At 37.7% G+C, this 19,199-nt stretch carries 13 protein-coding genes and 4 pseudogenes; 15 read left to right on the top strand and 2 right to left on the bottom strand.

What is annotated here, in order from left to right:
* Positions 1–63: 63 nt before the first annotated feature.
* The 4 genes and pseudogenes from yjbM to JCM1039_RS12965 all read left to right on the top strand — a co-directional run bounded on the left by yjbM (position 64) and on the right by JCM1039_RS12965 (position 4,268).
* Positions 64–695: pseudogene (yjbM, locus tag JCM1039_RS11380) on the top strand (GTP diphosphokinase).
* Entirely contained in the window at positions 692–1,492 is an 801-nt protein-coding gene (locus JCM1039_RS08720; RefSeq protein WP_025015463.1) for an NAD kinase, read from the top strand. Before yjbM ends, JCM1039_RS08720 begins: the two are co-directional and overlap by 4 nt.
* Entirely contained in the window at positions 1,485–2,390 is a 906-nt protein-coding gene (locus tag JCM1039_RS08715) for an RluA family pseudouridine synthase (protein WP_025015462.1), read from the top strand. Before JCM1039_RS08720 ends, JCM1039_RS08715 begins: the two co-directional genes overlap by 8 nt.
* A gap of 104 nt (positions 2,391–2,494) precedes the next feature.
* Positions 2,495–4,268, top strand: a pseudogene (locus tag JCM1039_RS12965) (oleate hydratase).
* A gap of 37 nt (positions 4,269–4,305) precedes the next feature.
* Here the strand turns inward: JCM1039_RS12965 and JCM1039_RS08705 are convergent.
* Positions 4,306–4,998, bottom strand: coding sequence for a TVP38/TMEM64 family protein (locus JCM1039_RS08705; RefSeq protein WP_025015461.1), 693 nt, complete (start codon positions 4,996–4,998; stop codon positions 4,306–4,308).
* A 92-nt stretch (positions 4,999–5,090) separates the two neighbouring features.
* Positions 5,091–6,119 (bottom strand): lactonase family protein, encoded by a 1,029-nt coding sequence (locus JCM1039_RS08700; protein WP_025015460.1) that lies wholly within the window; start codon positions 6,117–6,119, stop codon positions 5,091–5,093.
* Positions 6,120–6,269: 150 nt separating this feature from the next.
* Here JCM1039_RS08700 and JCM1039_RS08695 point away from each other — a divergent pair, with 150 nt between their 5' ends.
* The 11 genes and pseudogenes from JCM1039_RS08695 to pgsA all read left to right on the top strand — a co-directional run bounded on the left by JCM1039_RS08695 (position 6,270) and on the right by pgsA (position 19,110).
* On the top strand, positions 6,270–9,026 hold the full coding sequence (locus JCM1039_RS08695) for a cation-translocating P-type ATPase (RefSeq protein WP_025015459.1): 2,757 nt from the start codon (positions 6,270–6,272) through the stop codon (positions 9,024–9,026).
* An 80-nt stretch (positions 9,027–9,106) separates the two neighbouring features.
* Positions 9,107–9,487 (top strand): PTS glucitol/sorbitol transporter subunit IIA, encoded by a 381-nt coding sequence (locus tag JCM1039_RS08690; RefSeq protein ID WP_013437460.1) that lies wholly within the window; start codon positions 9,107–9,109, stop codon positions 9,485–9,487.
* A gap of 16 nt (positions 9,488–9,503) precedes the next feature.
* On the top strand, positions 9,504–10,706 hold the full coding sequence (locus JCM1039_RS08685; RefSeq protein ID WP_025015458.1) for an AI-2E family transporter: 1,203 nt from the start codon (positions 9,504–9,506) through the stop codon (positions 10,704–10,706).
* A 51-nt stretch (positions 10,707–10,757) separates the two neighbouring features.
* Positions 10,758–11,318, top strand: a complete 561-nt coding sequence (locus JCM1039_RS08680; RefSeq protein WP_025015457.1) for a tRNA (cytidine(34)-2'-O)-methyltransferase — start codon at positions 10,758–10,760, stop codon at positions 11,316–11,318.
* Positions 11,318–11,707 (top strand): DUF1149 family protein, encoded by a 390-nt coding sequence (locus JCM1039_RS08675; RefSeq protein WP_025015456.1) that lies wholly within the window; start codon positions 11,318–11,320, stop codon positions 11,705–11,707. The genes JCM1039_RS08680 and JCM1039_RS08675 overlap by 1 nt, the downstream gene beginning before the upstream one ends.
* 20 nt (positions 11,708–11,727) lie before the next feature.
* A pseudogene (locus JCM1039_RS11370) lies at positions 11,728–14,162 on the top strand (FtsK/SpoIIIE family DNA translocase).
* A complete protein-coding gene (locus JCM1039_RS08665) occupies positions 14,149–15,363 on the top strand; it encodes a M16 family metallopeptidase (RefSeq protein WP_025015455.1) in 1,215 nt (404 codons plus the stop codon). The pseudogene JCM1039_RS11370 and the gene JCM1039_RS08665 overlap by 14 nt, the downstream one beginning before the upstream one ends.
* Positions 15,360–16,610, top strand: coding sequence for a M16 family metallopeptidase (locus tag JCM1039_RS08660; RefSeq protein WP_025015454.1), 1,251 nt, complete (start codon positions 15,360–15,362; stop codon positions 16,608–16,610). Before JCM1039_RS08665 ends, JCM1039_RS08660 begins: the two co-directional genes overlap by 4 nt.
* Before the next feature lie 6 nt (positions 16,611–16,616).
* Positions 16,617–17,344 (top strand): annotated as a pseudogene (gene ymfI / locus JCM1039_RS11365) (elongation factor P 5-aminopentanone reductase).
* A gap of 67 nt (positions 17,345–17,411) precedes the next feature.
* Entirely contained in the window at positions 17,412–18,527 is a 1,116-nt protein-coding gene (locus JCM1039_RS08650; protein ID WP_025015453.1) for a helix-turn-helix domain-containing protein, read from the top strand.
* A gap of 22 nt (positions 18,528–18,549) precedes the next feature.
* Positions 18,550–19,110: a CDP-diacylglycerol--glycerol-3-phosphate 3-phosphatidyltransferase gene (pgsA, locus tag JCM1039_RS08645; RefSeq protein WP_025015452.1), complete on the top strand. Its 561-nt coding sequence runs from the start codon at positions 18,550–18,552 to the stop codon at positions 19,108–19,110.
* Positions 19,111–19,199 lie beyond the last annotated feature (89 nt).

The raw sequence follows: 19,199 nt of genomic DNA, 5'->3' as shown, positions 1-19,199 counted from the left end.
CCAAACCTACAACAACATTATATGTTAAAATTATATTGTTTGCTAAGAAAGGGATGTTTTCTCATGGACATAGATTGGGATACTTTCTTGTGGCCTTATAACGAAGCAGTTCGCGAATTAAAGGTTAAATTTCGTTCCCTTAGACAAGGCTTTTTAACTAGGGAGAACATTCACCAATTGAATTTGTAATTGGTAGAGTAAAAACAGTAGATTCAATTAAAGAAAAAATGACTCGAAGAGTGATCAGTCCTGATGTTATTGAGACTGATATGCAAGATATTGCCGGAATTCGAATTGTTACTCAGTTTGTGGATGATATCTATAAGGTTGTAGATCTGATTCACGCTCGAGATGACATGGAGGTAGTTGAAGAGCGTGATTACATTCAAAATGCTAAGCCTTCAGGTTATCGTTCCTACCACATGGTAATTAATTACACAGTATATCTGCCAGAGGGTCCTAAGACTTTAATTGCAGAAATTCAAATCAGAACTTTAGCAATGAATTTCTGGGCTACTGTTGAACATACTTTGAACTACAAATACAAGGGTGTTTATCCAGACGATATTTCTAAGAGACTAAAGTCTACAGCTGGAGCTGCTTATAAACTAGATGAAGAAATGTCATCAATTAAAGATGAGGTCCAAGAAGCTCAAAAGATTTTTACCAAAAACAAGGGTAAGGAAAAATCATGAAAGTAACAATTGCGCATAATAACTATGATAAGACGCTGAAAACAGTGGCCTATTTGAAAAAATTACTTGAAGAAAAAAACGTCATTTTTGACGCTAAATATCCGGACGTGGTAATTAGTGTTGGAGGAGACGGAACACTGATCAACGCTTTTCATCGTTATGAAAATCAAGTTGATTCTGTGCGCTTTGTTGGTATTCACACGGGGCACTTAGGTTTTTACACCGATTGGCGTAATTATGATGTTGATAAAATGGTTGATGCGCTGTTATTAACCGATGGTGAAGTTGCGAAATATCCATTGCTCGAAATCAAGACGCTGACGGAATCTGGTGAAACGCGTTACCATTTGGCGGTTAATGAATCTGCCGTTAAAAGAGTGTCGCATACTCTGGAAGCTGACGTCTATATTAATGATGAGCTGTTTGAGAATTTCCGTGGCGATGGGCTTTGTGTTTCAACTCCTACAGGTTCAACTGCTTACAGTAAATCATTAGGTGGTGCAGTTATTCATCCTCGCTTAAAAGCATTACAAATGACGGAAATTGCTTCAATCAACAACCGTGTGTTTAGAACTTTGTCTGCTCCAATCGTAATTGCACCTGATCAATGGATTACAATTGTTCCTAATGCAGATCACTTCGTGATGACAGTAGATGGAGCCAGAATTGATGTTAGAAACGCTAAGAAGATAGAATATCGTATTTCGCATCATTCAATTAAATTTGATCGTTTTGGCCACCATCATTTTTGGTCACGTGTACAAGATGCATTTATTGGAGATAGCAAGAATGACTAGTTTATTTAAACTAATTGTGCAAGAAAGAGACCCAAAGAAATTGGGCTCTTTTTTGTTAAAAAAAGGATTTTCACATCAAGCATTAAAACATGCTAGATATAATAATGGCTTGATTTTAGTCAATCATAAAAGAAGATATACCAGTTTTCGGCTGAAAACTAATGATGAAGTGATTTTTGTTACTGGTAAAGAAAAGAAAAATGATTTTTTAAAACCATCTAATAATCCTGTCGAACCAGTTTTGGAAACTAAGAACTATATTATTTTAAACAAGCCGGCTGGTGTTTTATCGATCCCATCACGTTATGAAGATGATGATGCGATTGTTAATCGTTTGATGGGCTATTTTATCAAAGAAGGGAAAAAAGATCTAAAACCGCATGTAATTACTAGACTAGATCGAGATACATCAGGACTGGTACTGGTTGGTAAAAATGCTGTGGCTCATGCGCGTTTTAGCAAGATTGGCAAAGAACGATTTATTAAAAAATACCATGCTATTGTACATGGCAATTTTGAAAATGATGAATTAACCGGTTTAGTCGATGAACCAATTGGCAAAATTGATTCGGGCGTAAAAAGAGGAGTAATTCCATATGGTAAATCTGCTCAAACTGAGTATAAGGTTCTTAAACAGGTGTCGGGAGCTAGCCTAGTCGAATTACGCTTGTTAACAGGTAGAACGCACCAGATTCGTGTTCATATGGCTTATTTAGGACATCCTCTTTACGGGGATCAGTTGTATGGAATAAAGGATTCTTTTTCAAGACAGGCTTTAAATTGCTTTTATTTGAGTTTTCCTGATCCATTCAACAGTGAGAAAAATAAAACAGTCGAAATTCCCGATCCAGCTGATATGCAAAAACTCTGGCAAGGACTAATTAATAAAAAATTCTAAAGCTATTAGGATTTGCTACTAAAATGCTTGCATAAAGAAACCGTTTTCTTTAGAATTATAAGTGTAATATAAAACTATTCGTGTACAGAAAAGAGGACATCTTTATGTATTATTCCAATGGTAATTATGAAGCCTTTGCAGATCCTAAAAAGCCTGCAGGTGTAGATAAAAAATCTGCTTACATTATTGGTAGTGGATTAGCTGGATTATCTGCAGCAGTATTCTTAGTACGTGATGCCCAAATGAAGGGCGAACGTATTCACATCTTAGAAGAACTTCCTGTAGCAGGTGGCTCACTTGATGGTGCAGATCGTCCAAATGCCGGATTTGTTGTCCGTGGTGGACGTGAAATGGAAAACCACTTCGAATGTTTGTGGGATATGTACCGTTCAATTCCAAGTTTGGAAATTCCAGGTGCATCATATCTTGATGAATATTACTGGCTTGATAAAGAAGACCCTAACTCATCAAATTGTCGTTTGATTTACAACCGTGGTGACCGTTTACCAAGTGATGGTCAATATGGTTTAGGCAAATGTGCTAACGAAATTGTTAAATTAATCATGACCCCTGAAAAGGAACTTGAAGGAGAAACTATTGAAGAATTCTTCAGCGATGAATTCTTTAAGACTAACTTCTGGTCATACTGGTCAACCATGTTTGCCTTTGAAAAGTGGCACTCAGTAGCTGAAATGCGTCGTTACGCAATGCGCTTTATTCACCACATTGATGGTTTGCCAGACTTCACTGCTTTGAAGTTCAACAAGTACAACCAATATGAATCAATGGTTAAACCACTTCTTGCTTACCTTAAAGACCATGGTGTAAAATTTGAATATGACTGCCATGTACAAAACGTCGAGGTAGATCACGAAGCAATGAAAAGATTGCCAAGAAGATCATTATGACCCAAAACGGCAAGGAAACTGAAATTCCATTGACTCCAGATGACATTGTCTTCATTACCAATGGTTCAATTACTGAAAGTTCAACTTATGGTAACCAAAATACTCCAGCTCCAATTACTCACGCTAAGGGTAGTTCTTGGAAGTTATGGGAAAACTTGGCCAAACAAGATCCTGAATTTGGTCACCCAGATGTCTTCTGTGAAAATATTCCAGAACGTAGCTGGTTTGTTTCCGCAACTTCAACTTTGGAAAACAAGAAGCTTGCTCCATACTTTGAACGTTTAACTAAACGTAGTTTGTACGATGGCAAGGTTAACACTGGTGTATTATCACTATCGTTGACTCCAACTGGGAACTTAGCTTTACCATTCACCGTCAACCACACTTCAAGAGTCAAAAGCCAAACCAAATTGTTATTTGGATCTACGCACTTTACTCAGACACTGAAGGTAACTACATCAAGAAGAGAGTTGTTGACTGTACTGGTAAGGAAATTGCAGAAGAACTTTTGTACCACTTAGGTGTTCCAGAAAGTCAAATTAGTGAAATGGCTAGTGAAGAAAACATGAACACTGTTCCTGTTTACATGCCATACATCACTAGTTACTTCATGCCTCGTCATGATGGTGACCGTCCAGCTGTTATTCCAGATGGTTCTGTAAACATTGCCTTCATTGGTAACTTTGCTGAATCACCAACCAGAGATACTGTCTTCACCACTGAATACTCAGTAAGAACTGCTATGGAAGCTGTCTACACACTTCTTAACGTTGATCGTGGTGTTCCAGAAGTATTTGACTCAATCTACGACATTCGTCAACTTTTTCGTGCTATGTACTACATGTCAGACAAGAAGAAGTTGGTTGATCAAGACATGCCACTTCCTGAAAAATTAGCTGTGAAGACCGGGATGAAGAAGATCAAGAGAACTTGGGTTGAAGAATTACTCAAGGAAGCTAACTTGATTTAATTTGAAATAAACCATAAATAAAAAGCTTGAGCGATGCTCAAGCTTTTTTGGCGTGCTTTTTAAGACTTTTCATGATTAATAAAATTACTGCGGCAATCAAGGCAATGACGATAAACATGATCACGGCCTTGATGATACGGCTGCTGTCTAAGTGCAGGATGGAGTCGCCACCGTAGGCGTAAATATAAGCAAATGGGGCAACACCAATGACAATTGGAATGATTTGCTTCTTGAATTGGTTTTTGTTAATCATGACATTGACATAACTAACCGTCGCACTCGGGATAAATGGAATCAGATAACCAATCGTTAAAGCAATCATTGGATATTTTTGCATCGTTAGCAATTTATAAATCTTGCTGTGCGAGATGTTTCTCAGATCATATAATTTCCGCAATAGTTCCATCAGAATGATCTGACCTAAGATATCACTGATCCAATTAATAATAAAGCCAAATGCCGGTCCGTACAAAATACCGTTTAATACACAGAAAATACCGTTTGATAAACCCGGGATGGCTACACAAATAGCATTTAAAACAAATAGAAAAGCTAGATCTTCGATTCCGTGACTACGGACCATTTTTACTAGTAATTCTTCATTATTGTGATCAAAGTTAGTTAATAATCTTAATTCGGGTAGGTAGCTTAAGTACAGTTTGTATAAGAGAAGCAAACCTAATATGCTGCCTAAAATAAATAAACTAATACGAATAATTTTTTGTTTCACTTCGTCACCTTCTATACATAGTCTTTAACTTTATTCTACTTTAATTTTTGACAATAAAAAAGCTATGACCTTTTTGCCATAGCTTGAAAAAATTATTTAGTGAATAAAACGCGGGTACCTTCAGGCACTTCGATATCTTTTTGAATAGGTGTTAAAGTTCCAGTACCAGCATTTCTCAAGTAGAGAGTTGCGTTATCAGAATTTTGGTTTGCGGCTACAAGGTATTTTTCACTTTCATCCCAGTTAAAGTCACGTGGGAAGTCACCGAAAGTAGAAACGCGTTGAACTAAGCTTAAAGTATGATCATCGTTTACTTTGAAGACAGCGATTGAATTGTGACCACGGTTAGAAACGTAGATGTATTTGCCATCGTTGCTAATGTAAACGGCAGCAGCACCGTTGTGTTCAGTGAAGTCGTCTGGAATAGTCTTGTAGGTAGCAATATCTTCAAAGTCCCAGGTGTCTTCGCTGAACTTGACTACGTTAATCTTGCTGGAAAGTTCACCAACAACGTAGAAGTAGTTGCCGTCTTTAGAAAAGACAATGTGCCGATCACCAAAACCTGCTTTGTTCTTGTATTGTGCTAGGTGCTTTAATTCGTTGTCTTCAAGACGATAAAAATCAACAGTATCGTTACCCAAATCGCAGCATACTAAGTTGCCAGCAGGAGTTTCGTCGAAGAAGTGTGGGTGAGGACCGTCTGCTTGTTCTGGACGAGGACCTAAGCTTTCTGGCTTGTGAGTTGTGGTAGTGATTAAATCAAGCTTGCCGCTGTCATTATAACGAAATACTGATAAGACTGCGGTGTGGTAGTTAGCAGTGTAAAGCCATTTCTTATCGCGGTTAATGCCTACGTAAGCTGGGGAAGAACCAGGTGTTAAGTAGCGATCAACTTCGTTTGAGCCACTTTTGTTTACTTTAAAGACACTAATACCACCTTTATCGCCGGCATTGTTAATTGCAAAAATTAAATCGCCATCTTTTTGGAAGTAAGTAGGGCCGCCAACACTGACAATATTTTCAGCCTTGCCTAAACGAGCATCGCTATTTTCACCAGTAAAAGGTAATTCGTAAATTCCTTTTGAAGTTTTTTTAGTATATCCGCCGATTAAAACCTTCATATATGTGGCCTCCATTTTAGATATAAAAAATATTAACTAAAACAAGTATACCATGGGAAAAGGGGGGCTGATTATGACTATTTTGCATAAAAAGTGATACAGTTAGACCTATAAGTATAAGCGAATAATTTTTAAGGAGGCGTATGTAGAATGGACAAAAAAAAGATCCGTGAACTATATGCTCAAACTGATATTAAAGACGTTTTTGACAATCTACATTCCTCTGCCGATGGCTTGACGCCAGAAGAAGCTGAAAAGCGACTGAATAAGTATGGCGAAAATACTATTAAAAAGGCCGCTGCAGAATCTGAATGGAAAACATTTTTTAAAAACTTTATTAGTACAATGGCAATTTTGCTTTGGATTTCCGGATTCATTGCAATAGTTTCAGGTACTGTTGAACTAGGAATTGCTATTTGGCTGGTTAATATTATCAATGGTTTGTTTAGTTTCTGGCAGGAACGTGCCGCTAAAAAAGCCACAGATGCACTGAATAATATGTTGCCGACGTACGTTGATGTAATCCGTGGCGGTAAAAAAGTGCAGATTGATAGTAAAAAGCTGGTTCCAGGAGACGTGTTTGTTCTACAAGCAGGTAATTCTATTCCAGCAGATGCCAGAATTATTTCAGCTAGTTCAATGCAAGTTGATCAAAGTGCATTGAATGGTGAATCAGTACCAGAATCTAAGACAACTAAATATGATCCTGGTGAAGGTAGTTATGCAGAAAGTAACCTGGTTTATTCAGGTACTACCGTTGGTGCCGGTACTGCACGGGCAATTGCCTTTGCGACTGGTATGAATACTGAATTTGGTCGAATTGCTAGTTTGACACAGAAGCAAACGACGACGTCCAGTCCATTAACAGCTGAACTTAATCGTTTGACCAAACAAATTTCAATTATTGCGATTACGATTGGTGTCATCTTCTTAATCGCTGCAATTTTCTTTGTTAAATATCCTTTTGCTAAAGCCTTTATCTTTGCATTGGGTATGATCGTTGCCTTTATTCCAGAAGGTTTGCTTCCTACGGTAACTTTGAGTTTGGCTCAAGGTGTAAGACGGATGGCCAAAAAACATGCTTTGGTTAAGGAATTAAATTCCGTAGAAACTTTGGGTGAAACGACAGTTATTTGTTCAGATAAAACTGGTACGTTGACTCAAAATCAAATGACCATTCACTATATTTGGACTCCAAGCAATGAATACCAAGTAACAGGTAACGGCTATGTTAACAATGGTCAAATTGAATTAAACAAAAAGCAACTGTGGTATGAAGAAAATCCAGACTTGCACAAGTTAGTTCAAATTGCTGCCTTGGACAATGATACGTCTGTTGAACCAGCTAAGGATGGCGGTAAGCCTAAGATCTTGGGTACACCAACAGAAGCATCATTGATCATCATGGCTGAAAAGGCTGGTTTTGATAAGCAAAAAGTTTTGGTTAAATACCCACGTTTGCGTGAATTGCCATTTGATTCTGATCGTAAGAGAATGTCAACGATTCACCGTTGGAATGATACACAATACATTATTTTCACTAAGGGGTCATTTAGTGACACGATTAAGCAATGTGATCGTATTCAGGTTGATGGTAAGGTTCATAAAATGACCGATGATGATCGTCTTCGTGCTAAAAAAGCAAATGCCGAATATGCTTCACGTGGCTTGCGTAGTATGGCATTAGCTTATCGTGTAATTGATCGTGATGTAGATATTAACAAGATGCTAATTGATGAGGCAGAAAGTCATTTAATCTTTGTTGGTTTGACTACAATGAGTGACCCACCTCGTCCAGAAATTTACGACGCCGTTAAACGTTGTCACCAAGCTAAAATTAGAATCATCATGGTAACTGGTGACTCTAAGTTGACTGCTAAATCAGTAGCTGTTCAAATTGGTTTAACCTCTGATAAAGCTCGCGTAATTTCAGGTAATGAACTCGAAAAGATGAGTGATGATGAATTACGTAAAGCCTTGAAGGGCGAAGTAATTTTTGCTCGTGTTGCACCTGAACAAAAGTATCGGATCGTTAAGAACTGTCAAGCAAATGGTGAAGTTGTTGCTTCAACTGGTGACGGTGTTAATGATGCCCCGGCTTTAAAACAAGCCGATATTGGTATTGCAATGGGACAAACTGGTACAGATGTTGCTAAGGAAGCAGCTAATATGATTTTGACAGATGATAACTTTGCCTCAATCGTCGCTGCTATTGAAGAAGGACGTGCCGTTTACAGCAACATTCGTAAGTTCTTAACTTACATTTTGACTTCAAACGTTCCGGAAGCTATTCCTTCAGTATTGTTCTTATTCTCAGGTGGTCTTATTCCTTTGCCAATGACGGTTATGCAAATTTTGACCGTTGACTTAGGTACTGATATGTTACCTGCATTGGGATTGGGTGCTGAAGCAGCTGATCCAGATATTATGAATCAGCCACCACGTAAACGTAGTGAGCACTTGTTAAACAAAGGCGTTATGATTAAAGCCTTCTGCTGGTATGGTTTGTTATCTAGTTTAATTTCAAGTGGGGCATACTTCTTTGTTAACTGGCAAAATGGTTGGCCAGCTAAAGGTTTAGATGCAAGTGGTTCAGTTTACATGCGTGCCACTACCATGGTTTTGGGTGCGATTGTCTTTACTCAGATTGCCAACGTTTTGAACTGTCGTACCAATAAGACTTCTATTTTCAAGAAGGGCTTGTTTAGTAACAAGAATATCTGGTACGGTATTGTCTTTGAAATCTGCTTGTTCTTTGTTTTGACAGTAACACCAGGTATTCGTCAATTATTTAACACTACGCCATTATTCGCTTCAGATTGGCTATTCTTGTTCTTATTGCCAATCCCATTAGTACTTCTTGATGAAGCAAGAAAATGGTTAATGTATCATAAGCAAAATAATTAAAATAATCAATGATTTTTAAGCTGCTTAAGTTTTTAAGCAGCTTTTCTTATGCTAAAATTATTTTTAAGGAGATAATTATTATGAAATGGATTTCAACTATTAAGAAAATTGGTAAAAAAGCTGTCGATAGCAAAGATGGCATGGTAATTTTATTCGGTGAGGGTGCTAACAAGGAACTTGAAGATGTTTCAGTTATCCAAAAGTTCGACGAAAGCACCCCAGTTAGTGGCTTTGTCTTCAAGAAAGGCGACACCATTACTGTTGACGGTCAAACTTATGTAGCAAACTATGTAGGTCCAATGGTTGAAAGCAACATGAAGGCCTTGGGGCACGCTACTTTATTCTTCAACCGTCCAGTATCAAAGGCACCTTTAGCTAACGCTGTTTACTTTGATCCAGATGTAGCTCAACCAATGCCTAACTTTAAGGTAGACGATGATATTGTTTACGAGCACATTTAATAATTAGGACAGGTAGATGGATTATACACAAAAACATAAGGGCGAAACAGTATTTAAAAAGTGGTTTTTAAATAATCGTTTTAGTATTGTTTTAGTCAACATCTTATTGTCCTTTTTAATTATCTGGGTTTTCAATAAGATATCATTTGTCTTAAATCCAGCTTGGGTTTTCTTTAGTGCAGTTTTGCCACCATTATTGCTAGCAATTATTCAGTACTATGTTATGAACCCTTTAGTTGACTGGCTGGAGAAGAAATTTAAAGTGCCAAGAGTATTAACAATTGTTTTTTTATTCTTGTTCGTAATCGTTGCCTTAATTTGGATTATCAATATTTTGGTGCCAATCGTTCAAAATCAGATTAATTCTTTGGTTAGAAATTGGCCTCATATTTGGAATGATGCTGTTAGTGCAACGCAGAAGGCTTTAAGAGATCCGCGCTTGCATTCAGTAAAGGGCAGCCTTAACAACATGATTGATAATACGCAGAAGACTTTGTTTAAGTCTGGTCAAAGTACTATTAATGCTACTTTAGGTAATATATCTTCTGCTGTAAGCATCATTACGATGATCGTAATGACTTTGATTACTGCACCGTTTATTTTGTTCTTCATGTTAAAAGACGGTCATCAACTTCGTCCATACATTACAAAATTTGCACCTGAAAAGTGGCAACCTAGTTTTAGCAAATTGCTTTATGACATTAACTATGCGTTAGCTTCGTATATTCGTGGTCAAATTACTATTGCCTTTTGGGTTGGAGTAATGTTTGCGATTGGTTATTCGCTTGTTGGCTTGCCTTATGGTGCGGCCCTGGCGGTCTTAGCTGGATCTTTGAATGTGATTCCATATTTTGGTACTCCAATTGCTTTGGTACCTGTAATCGTAATTGCGATTATGACTTCTGGTTCAATGCTGATTAAGGTTTTAGTTGTGTTTATCATAGAGCAAACAATTGAAACAAGAGTTTTGAGTCCATTGATTATGGGTAGCAAAATGGCGATGCATCCCGTTACTACAATTTTACTTTTGATTGGTGCCAGTTCCGTTTGGGGACTTTGGGGTGTAATCTTTGGAATTCCAATTTATGCAGTCTTGAAGATTATTGTGTCTCGCGTGTACAATTACTATCGAAGAGAATCTGAAATTTTTAGCGAAACGGATGCTGCTTCTTTAACCACGGGGGATGCAGATAAAACAACGAAAGATACTGCTAAATAGTTTTAAAGCGTGGCTTAAAAGCTACGCTTTTTTTAATTAAGGAGCTTTTGAATGACAAATCACGTAGTTTTATATGAACCATTGATGCCAGCCAATACTGGTAACATTGCACGTACCTGTGCTGGTACAAATACTGTTTTAGATTTGATTGAACCATTAGGCTTTCAAATTGATAATAAAAAAATGAAGCGTGCTGGTTTGGACTATTGGGATAAAGTTGAAGTTCATATGCATGATGATTTAAATGCATTTTTGAAGACATTAGGTTCAGACGATGAAATGTATCTTATTTCAAAGTTTTCATCAAAGAATTATTCAGAAGTAGATTACACTGATAAAAACAAGAATTATTACTTTGTCTTTGGTAAGGAAACTACTGGTCTACCTGAAACATTTATGCGTGAATATTATGATCGCAATTTAAGAATTCCAATGTCTGACAATATTCGTTGCTATAACTTGTCTAATTCAGTGGCAATGGTTTTACTTGAAGCATTACGCCAACAAGGTTTTCCAAACATGGAAATAACCCACCACTACGAAAATGATAAGTTAAAGGATGACTATGATCGTCCAGAAAGATATGAACGTAATTTAGGAGAAAATAAATAATGGATTTTGAAAAACAAACACCTGTCACAGTACAATCATTCCACTATGATTTAACTGATGAAAATGCTAAAGCTAAAAGTGAAGTTAACCCAGGAATCAGAAAGTTGGACGTTAGTGGTGATGATGAACACTCAGAAGAAAACGGTAGTTACTACGACGTTGCTGTTTTCTTTGATGTAATTCCTGAGCCAGTTGAATTTGAAGTAAGCGGTGCAATTCACCAAATTGTTCAACTGAAGGACTACCATGGTGATGGTTCCGATATTAGTAATGCTGACTGGCAGTTGCTTAGTAGACCATTAGTTGAATATATTGAAACTTTGACTTACGAAGTTACGCAAGTTACATTTGATAAACCTGTCAACTTGAACTTCAAGGCCAACTTTTAGTCACTAATTAGGGTGAGTACATGCCTGTAAAAAGGAAAAAGAGAAAGACAAAAACAAAAAGAAAATATAATAAAAGCAAGGCTAAAAAGCAGAGCTTAAATTGGAGCATTGTAGGACTGGTACTAATTTTAGTATCAGTTTTGGCGTTTATGAGGTTCGGCATTTTAGGCAAGCAAATTGCTAACGTAATTCGAATGCTTTTTGGCGACTCATATCTATTTGCTAGTGGTCTGTTGGCATTATTTGGTTTGGTAAATTTGATTTATAATCAGCCAATTCATTTGACCGTTAAGCGTTCTGTTGGTTTGAGCCTAACTTTTGTTGGTGTCTTGCTATTACAAAGTAATTTGTATTTTGAGCATGAATTAGTCAATAGTGGCTTTCTGAATTCATTTTGGCATGCAATGTCTGCGGAATTTGGCCGAGCTGGCGTAACAGAGAGCGTTGGTGGCGGCTTTATTGGAGCATTAGGGTATCAGATCTTTTATCCATTGCTTGGACAAATTGGTATCAATGTCTTTGCCGTTTTGCTTTTGCCAATCGGTGTTCTCATGTTCTTTGACGTGAAGTTTAGAACAATTATTGAGAAATTCCAGTCGATCAGCCAACTCTTTATTCAAAGAAATAAAGAAGTGGGGGCAAAGCTAAAGGATAAGTATGGGGATGCCATTGAAAAGAGAAAGCAGGCGCATTTAGCTAAAAAAGAAGATGAGCCCGCCGATCCAGATAAGCCAATCTTTCCTGACGTAGCCGATTTTGATCCTGATGATGACGATGAAAAGGAGAGCACGGAAGATACTACGCCAGCTGTACAAGATGTTGCTCCTGAACCCGAACCAGAGCAAGAACCGCAGATTCAAATTGCCCCTCAACACGGTGAGTCTGAAAAGGATTTGCCTAAATCTCATTCATTTGCCGATGAAGATAAAAAATTAGCGCAAGAATTAGACCAGGTAGATCATGGGGAGCTCAAGACAAACGAACCCGTTAATAGGGCATATAAAATGCCGCCGCTTAGCTTGCTTGATCCAATTAAGTCGACCGACCAAAGTGCTGACCGTGATTTGATCAAGAAAAATACGCAGATCTTGCAATCTACGTTTAAGAGTTTTGGCGTCAAAGTTATCATTAAAAAGGCTATTTTAGGACCAACAATTACGCGGTATGAAGTTCAGCCTGCCGTTGGTGTAAAAGTTAGTCGAATCGTTAACTTGGCAGATGATTTAGCCCTTGCTTTAGCAGCTAAAGATATCAGAATTGAAGCGCCTATTCCGGGCAAACCTTTTATTGGTATCGAAGTTCCTAACCGAGCAACTTCCGTAGTATCCTTTAAAGATGTAATGGAACATCAAGATAAAAAGGCTAAAAAAGTTCCAATGGACGTGCCTTTGGGTAAGGATGTTACAGGAAGCATCATTTCAGCTAATTTAACTAAAATGCCGCACTTGTTGATTGCCGGTTCTACTGGGTCAGGTAAGTCTGTAGCGATTAACACGATTTTAGCCAGCATTTTGATGAAGGCTAGACCAGAAGAGGTTAAGCTGGTTTTAATCGATCCTAAAATGGTAGAATTGTCGGTTTATAATGGCGTACCTCATCTGCTAATTCCAGTCGTAACGGACGCTAAACTGGCTTCTAACGCTTTACGCAAAGTCGTTAAAGAGATGGAGCGCAGATATAAATTATTCGCTGCTGGCGGCGTTAGAAACATGGATGAGTACAACCGCAAAGTTGCTGAAAACAACCAGGATAAAACTAAGCTAGCTATGAAACCATTGCCTTATATTTTGGTCGTGGTTGACGAACTTAGTGATTTGATGATGGTGGGTGGCCACGATGTTGAAGGAGCAATCGTTCGTTTAGGTCAGATGGCCCGTGCTGCCGGGATTCATATGATCTTGGCTACTCAGCGTCCTAGTGTTGATGTTATTACTGGTTTAATTAAGGCCAACGTCCCATCACGTATTTCATTTGCCGTTTCTAGTGGTGTAGATTCAAGAACTATTTTGGATCAAACTGGTGCGGAGAAACTACTGGGTCGTGGTGATATGCTTTATATGCCAATTGGTGCTTCAAAACCTGAACGTGTTCAAGGAGCTTATATTGCTAGTGATGAAGTTGAACGCGTGATTGATTGGGTTAAGAAACAGCAAAAAGTCGATTACGATGAAACAATGATTCCTAAAAAAGGTGAGAGTACATCAAATGATGTAGCAATAATGACGAGCCAGAAGATGAGTTCTATAATCAAGCTGTCGATTTGGTTCGTCGTCAGCAAACTGCCAGTGTATCAATGCTGCAAAGACGCTTTAGAATAGGCTATAACCGTGCGGCTAGAATCGTTGATGAGATGGAAGCCAAAGGAATCGTTGGTCCATCAGAAGGATCAAAGCCGCGCCAAGTATTGGTGCCACCAGTAAAGAATGAAGGTAACTCAAACAATGCTAACAACTAATATTGAAATTAGAAAAAATAAAAAATTTACAACAGCCGTAGTGGGCTGTTTTTTGCGTTTGCCACTTACTAGTCACAATCTTGCCTTTTCTAGTTTGCTTGCACGCTTGCAGATGAACACTTCATTGGCTTATCCAACGATTGCTACTCAGCAACAGAAGTTGGCCCAGCTGTACGATCTGCAATTTGATGTATTACCACAGCTTTTTGGTAAAGAGATCATTCTTACTTATTATGCTAATTTTGTAGAACCAGCTGAAATTCTTGATCCAAATTATACATATGATGAAATAATTGAGACGCTTAGTCAAATCATTAAGTCGCCTTCATATGATCAAAATTTACTTGCTTATGCAAAGCGCCAGCTGGAGGAAGATTATAATGAACTAATGGAACAGCCAGCTAATTATGCCATCGATCGTTTCTTTAAATTATGGTATCGAGATCACCCTGATTATGCGGAAAACTTTATGGGGCCAATTCAAGAAATCAAAGATGCTGGCTTAGACGAAATGAACAATTTTGTTAGCAGCTTGCGCGACGTGCCCATGGCAGTACTAGGCATGGCCCGCGACAATAATCAATTAACCAAATTGGTTAACCAATACTTTAGAGGTGCCGGCATTATCAAACAATTTGAGGTAGACGATTTAACTATTCCGGCAGAAAATAATCCACTTGAAAAGACGGAAGAGCAAGATAATGCTCAAGCACAATTATTAATGGGTTTTGGTTTTAAGCAAAAAATTACGTATCAAGGTCAAATTGCCGGTTTACTATTAAGTCAATATTTAGCTGGTGATCAATCTTCAAAGCTATTTAATCAAATTCGTGAAGAACTAGGCGCAGCTTATGATATAGAAGCAAATAGTTTTGCTAATAACAATTTGTTTTTGATAAATGCTGGACTTGATCCGGCTAAAATCGAAGATGCTAAACGAATCGTATTTAATGAAATGCAACGGATAGCAGATGGAGAGATTGATCAGGGTTTGTTTAAGAAGTCTAAAAAATCGCTTGAGCGTAACACTAAGATTGGCTTAGATGGACAAAACTGGCAGTTAGGACAGGCCCTGCGCAGTGCACTATTTCCTGAGTATACGAATTTTGATCGTGCAGCTGCAATTAAACGAGCAACGTCTCATCAATTAGTCGATTTTGTTAAAAATCTATTCTTTAATGAAAGCTATATTTTAAAATGATCATACCTAAGATAATTAAAAGAGAATATAAATCAGGCTTTAAGGCCGAAGTGATTTTAAAACCGCATTTTTATCAACGTTTTTTTGGCATTATTATTGATTTTGGTAGCAGTGATCCACAAAAAGTTGCCGGTTCAGCCCATTTTTTAGAGCATAAATTATTTGCTAAAAAAGATGGTGACATTTCTCATAAATTTGAAGAAATCGGTGCAGATGTAAATGCCTTTACTTCGTTCAATGAAACAATGTTTTATTGCAGCGGCATTAACCATACGCCTAAAATGATTGATCTGTTGTTTGAACTAGTTGGCCAGCCATATTTCACCAAGCAAAACATAGCTAAGGAAGCACCAATTATTACGCAAGAGCTGGCAATGTATAAAAACGATCCTATTTGGGGCCTCAATAATGCCATTATGACTGAGATGTTTGGTCATTCTAACTTAGGCGTCGAGGTAGTTGGTACAGAAAAATCAATTGCTAGCGTAAATAAAAGTAATTTAACTGATGCTTATAGTAAGAATTATGTCCCAGCAAAAATGCAGTTTATTGCATGTGGCGATTTCTCAGATAACCAAGTTAAGACGATCTTGAGACAAGTTGGAAAATTACAAGAAAAATACTTCCAAGCTGCTAAGGTAGAACTAGATCAAAAAGAAGCACCCGTGGGTGAAATGAAGGACATCGTTTTGCCTGTAAAGGGAAATTCTAGAGCATTCGGAATTGGTATTCGTTTTGAAAACTTTAAGAAAGTATTATCAAGTTTGGATTTGACTCAAATTCTGCTTGAAATAATGTTAGAATCAAAATTAAGTGTGATGGGAACTTGGTTTGAAGAGATGCGAGATAAACAAATATTGACCAATCCGCTTCAAATCTCAGTTAATTACACTAGACAGGGCGATTTTACGACCATTTTTGGTGTAAGCCAACAAGCTGACAAAGCAATTCAAGAAATAAAGCGTGAGTTGACTAAGCCAGTAGCCAAGAATTCTGAAGAATATCATTTTCTTGAGAAGAATTTTGCTTTGCAAAAAGAAGAATGGTTAGCACGTACTGTTAGGACAATGAATGATCTTTCATCTTTGGCAATTGAAATGATTGAAGAAAATCTGGATCATGAAAATTTGGATTTGAATTTGAAGAAGCTACAAGTAATGGGCTTTGACGAATTTAATCAGTTATGCAAACAATTGATGAAAGATAGTACAATTTGTTCAGCTTATTTAGATCCTGATAGGGAGTGATATTGAATGAAGCGAGCAATTGTGTTTGGTGCAACCGGTGGAATCGGGCAAGAGATTTGCCGAGATTTAGCCGCTGAAGGCTGGTCGCTCTACTTGCACTACAATTCACATGAGCAAACGGCATTGGACCTAGGCAAAGAGTTATTTGCTAAATATCCTAGTCAAGATTTTTTACAATTAAATTGGATTTTGCATCAAGTGATGCTGAGCTGGCAGACTTTGTAGAAAAGCTTTTGCCAGTAAATGCAGCTGTCTTTGCTCAAGGAATTACCAAGTACGTTTTTTTAGGCGATGAAACACTTGATAACATTACTAAGTTAATCAATGTAAACCTTACTGTACCGATAAAACTGACTAAGCTGTTAGAACCGCAATTAATGCGGCAAGACTATAGTCGGATAGTTTATCTAGGATCCGTTTATGGCGGCGCAGGCAGCGCGCTTGAGGCTGTTTATAGCGCAACTAAAGGCGGGTTAACGCGTTTTGCCCAGGCATATGCTCGTGAAGTCGCATCTAATAATTTAACGGTTAACGTGATTGCTCCAGGTGCCGTTAAAACTAACATGAATGCCATCTTTTCTGAAGATACGATTCAGGAAGTACAAGATGAGATTCCTATGGGGCGTTGGGCTAAAGCAAATGATATTTCATATTGGGTAACGACTTTGTTAAATAAGCGTAGCGGCTACTTAACAGGGCAAACTATTTATGTAACTGGCGGCTGGCTTTTATAACTAAGACGTTGCAAGTGAATTTTTATGGTATACTCAATTTGTTAAACTTAATTTTGAAGAGGTAAATATGGCAGACATCGGAGATAAATTAAAGAGCGCTAGAGAGGCTAAAGGACTTTCAATTCAAGATATCGAAAAGGCAACTAAGATTCAAAGCAGATATCTTGAAGCAATTGAAAACAATGAATTTGATAAGCTTCCAGGTGATTTTTACGTTAGAGCATTTATTAGACAATATGCTCAAGTTGTTGGCTTAGATGGTAAGGAACTTCTTAGCGACTATCATGAAGATATTCCTGAATCCAAGCCGGATGAATACGTAGAAAACTCGATTGACAATAAGAGTGAAGAAGTACGTGAGACTACTGATAATAAGAAGAATCTGTGGAAGAATTACTTGCCACGGATTGCGATCGGCCTTGGTGTTATTATCGTAATCTTGGTTGTATATGTCTTATATGCACGCTTATCATCTGGTGGTCAACAAAATGAAGCAGATAATAGTGGTGTAACTGTTTCATCACAAAAATCATCATCTTCTTCATCAAAGAAGCCAGCTAAGAAGGTGGCTGTAAGTCAAGTTAGGGTTAAGAAGATCAGTGATAACGAATACCGTGTTACTGGTTTGAAGAATAACCGTCGTTTAGTTGTTCGTGCAGGCTCAACTCAAAATATTTCTGCTAGCGTATCTACTGACGGCAACACTACTTGGCAATCAACTTTAATCGCTAAGCAAAAGCATACTGTGTCTCTCCCATCTAATGTACAACGAGTAGTAATAACTTTAGGTAACGACAATGGTACTTCAATTACCATCGGTGGCAAGAAGATTCCTTATGCACCAAACAATGCATACCGTACCATTACTTTGTTGATTGGTAAGGCTAAGAGAACTTTACACAATTCTAATACCCAAAACGATTCAAACAACACAAACGATAACAATTCTACTAACAACGGTGGTTCAAATACTCAAAGCAGCCAAACTCAAAGTAGAACAACCACTACTAGCAGAACTAAAACTCAAAGTAGCCGTACGCAATCATCAACTACTCAAAGTAGTCAAGCTAATGAACAAAGCAAACAAACACAACAATCATCTGCTACGCAATCATCAACTACTACCCAAGGTAACGCTGGTGGTAACAACGGCGGTGGCGACAACGGAGACAATGGTAATTAAGGCTTAGGAGAAGTAAAGAATAATGAATTTACCTAATAAACTTACTGTATTTAGAATCTTTTTAATTCCAGTATTTATGTTAATTATAATTTTTGGTGGGGATGCACACACGGTAGCTGCAGGTTACACCGTTTACTGGAGTAGAGTAATTGCTGCGATCGTATTCGCAATTGCTTCAGCAACCGACTGGTTTGACGGTCATATTGCTCGTTCACGTAACATGGTTACTAATTTTGGTAAGTTTGCTGATCCATTGGCAGACAAGATGTTAACTATGACTGCATTTATTTACTTAGTTGACTTAAAGCTTGCTCCAGCATGGGTTGTAGCAATTATCGTTTGCCGTGAATTAGCAGTTACTGGTTTGCGCTTAATCTTGGCAGAAAACAAAGGCCAAGTTTTGGCAGCTAAGATGCCAGGTAAGATTAAGACCACTTGCCAAATGCTTTCAATCATTTTCTTGTTGATTGGTAACTTCTGGTACATTGGTACTATCTTAATTTACTTAGCATTGATCTTTACTATTTACTCAGGTTACGACTACTTCCACCAATCATGGGGCGTATTCAAGGGTTCAATGTAATAGATTATTAATAATTGATTAAAAGAAGCAAGTTTTTGCTTCTTTTTTATTTTCTCAGAAAAAAATGAGCCTTTTTTGCGTAATAAAAA

Source organism: Lactobacillus kitasatonis DSM 16761 = JCM 1039 (assembly GCF_000615285.1).
Lineage (GTDB): Bacteria > Bacillota > Bacilli > Lactobacillales > Lactobacillaceae > Lactobacillus > Lactobacillus kitasatonis.
The sequence above is the reverse complement of the archived record's forward strand: the minus strand, read 5'-3'. Positions and strand labels throughout refer to the sequence as shown.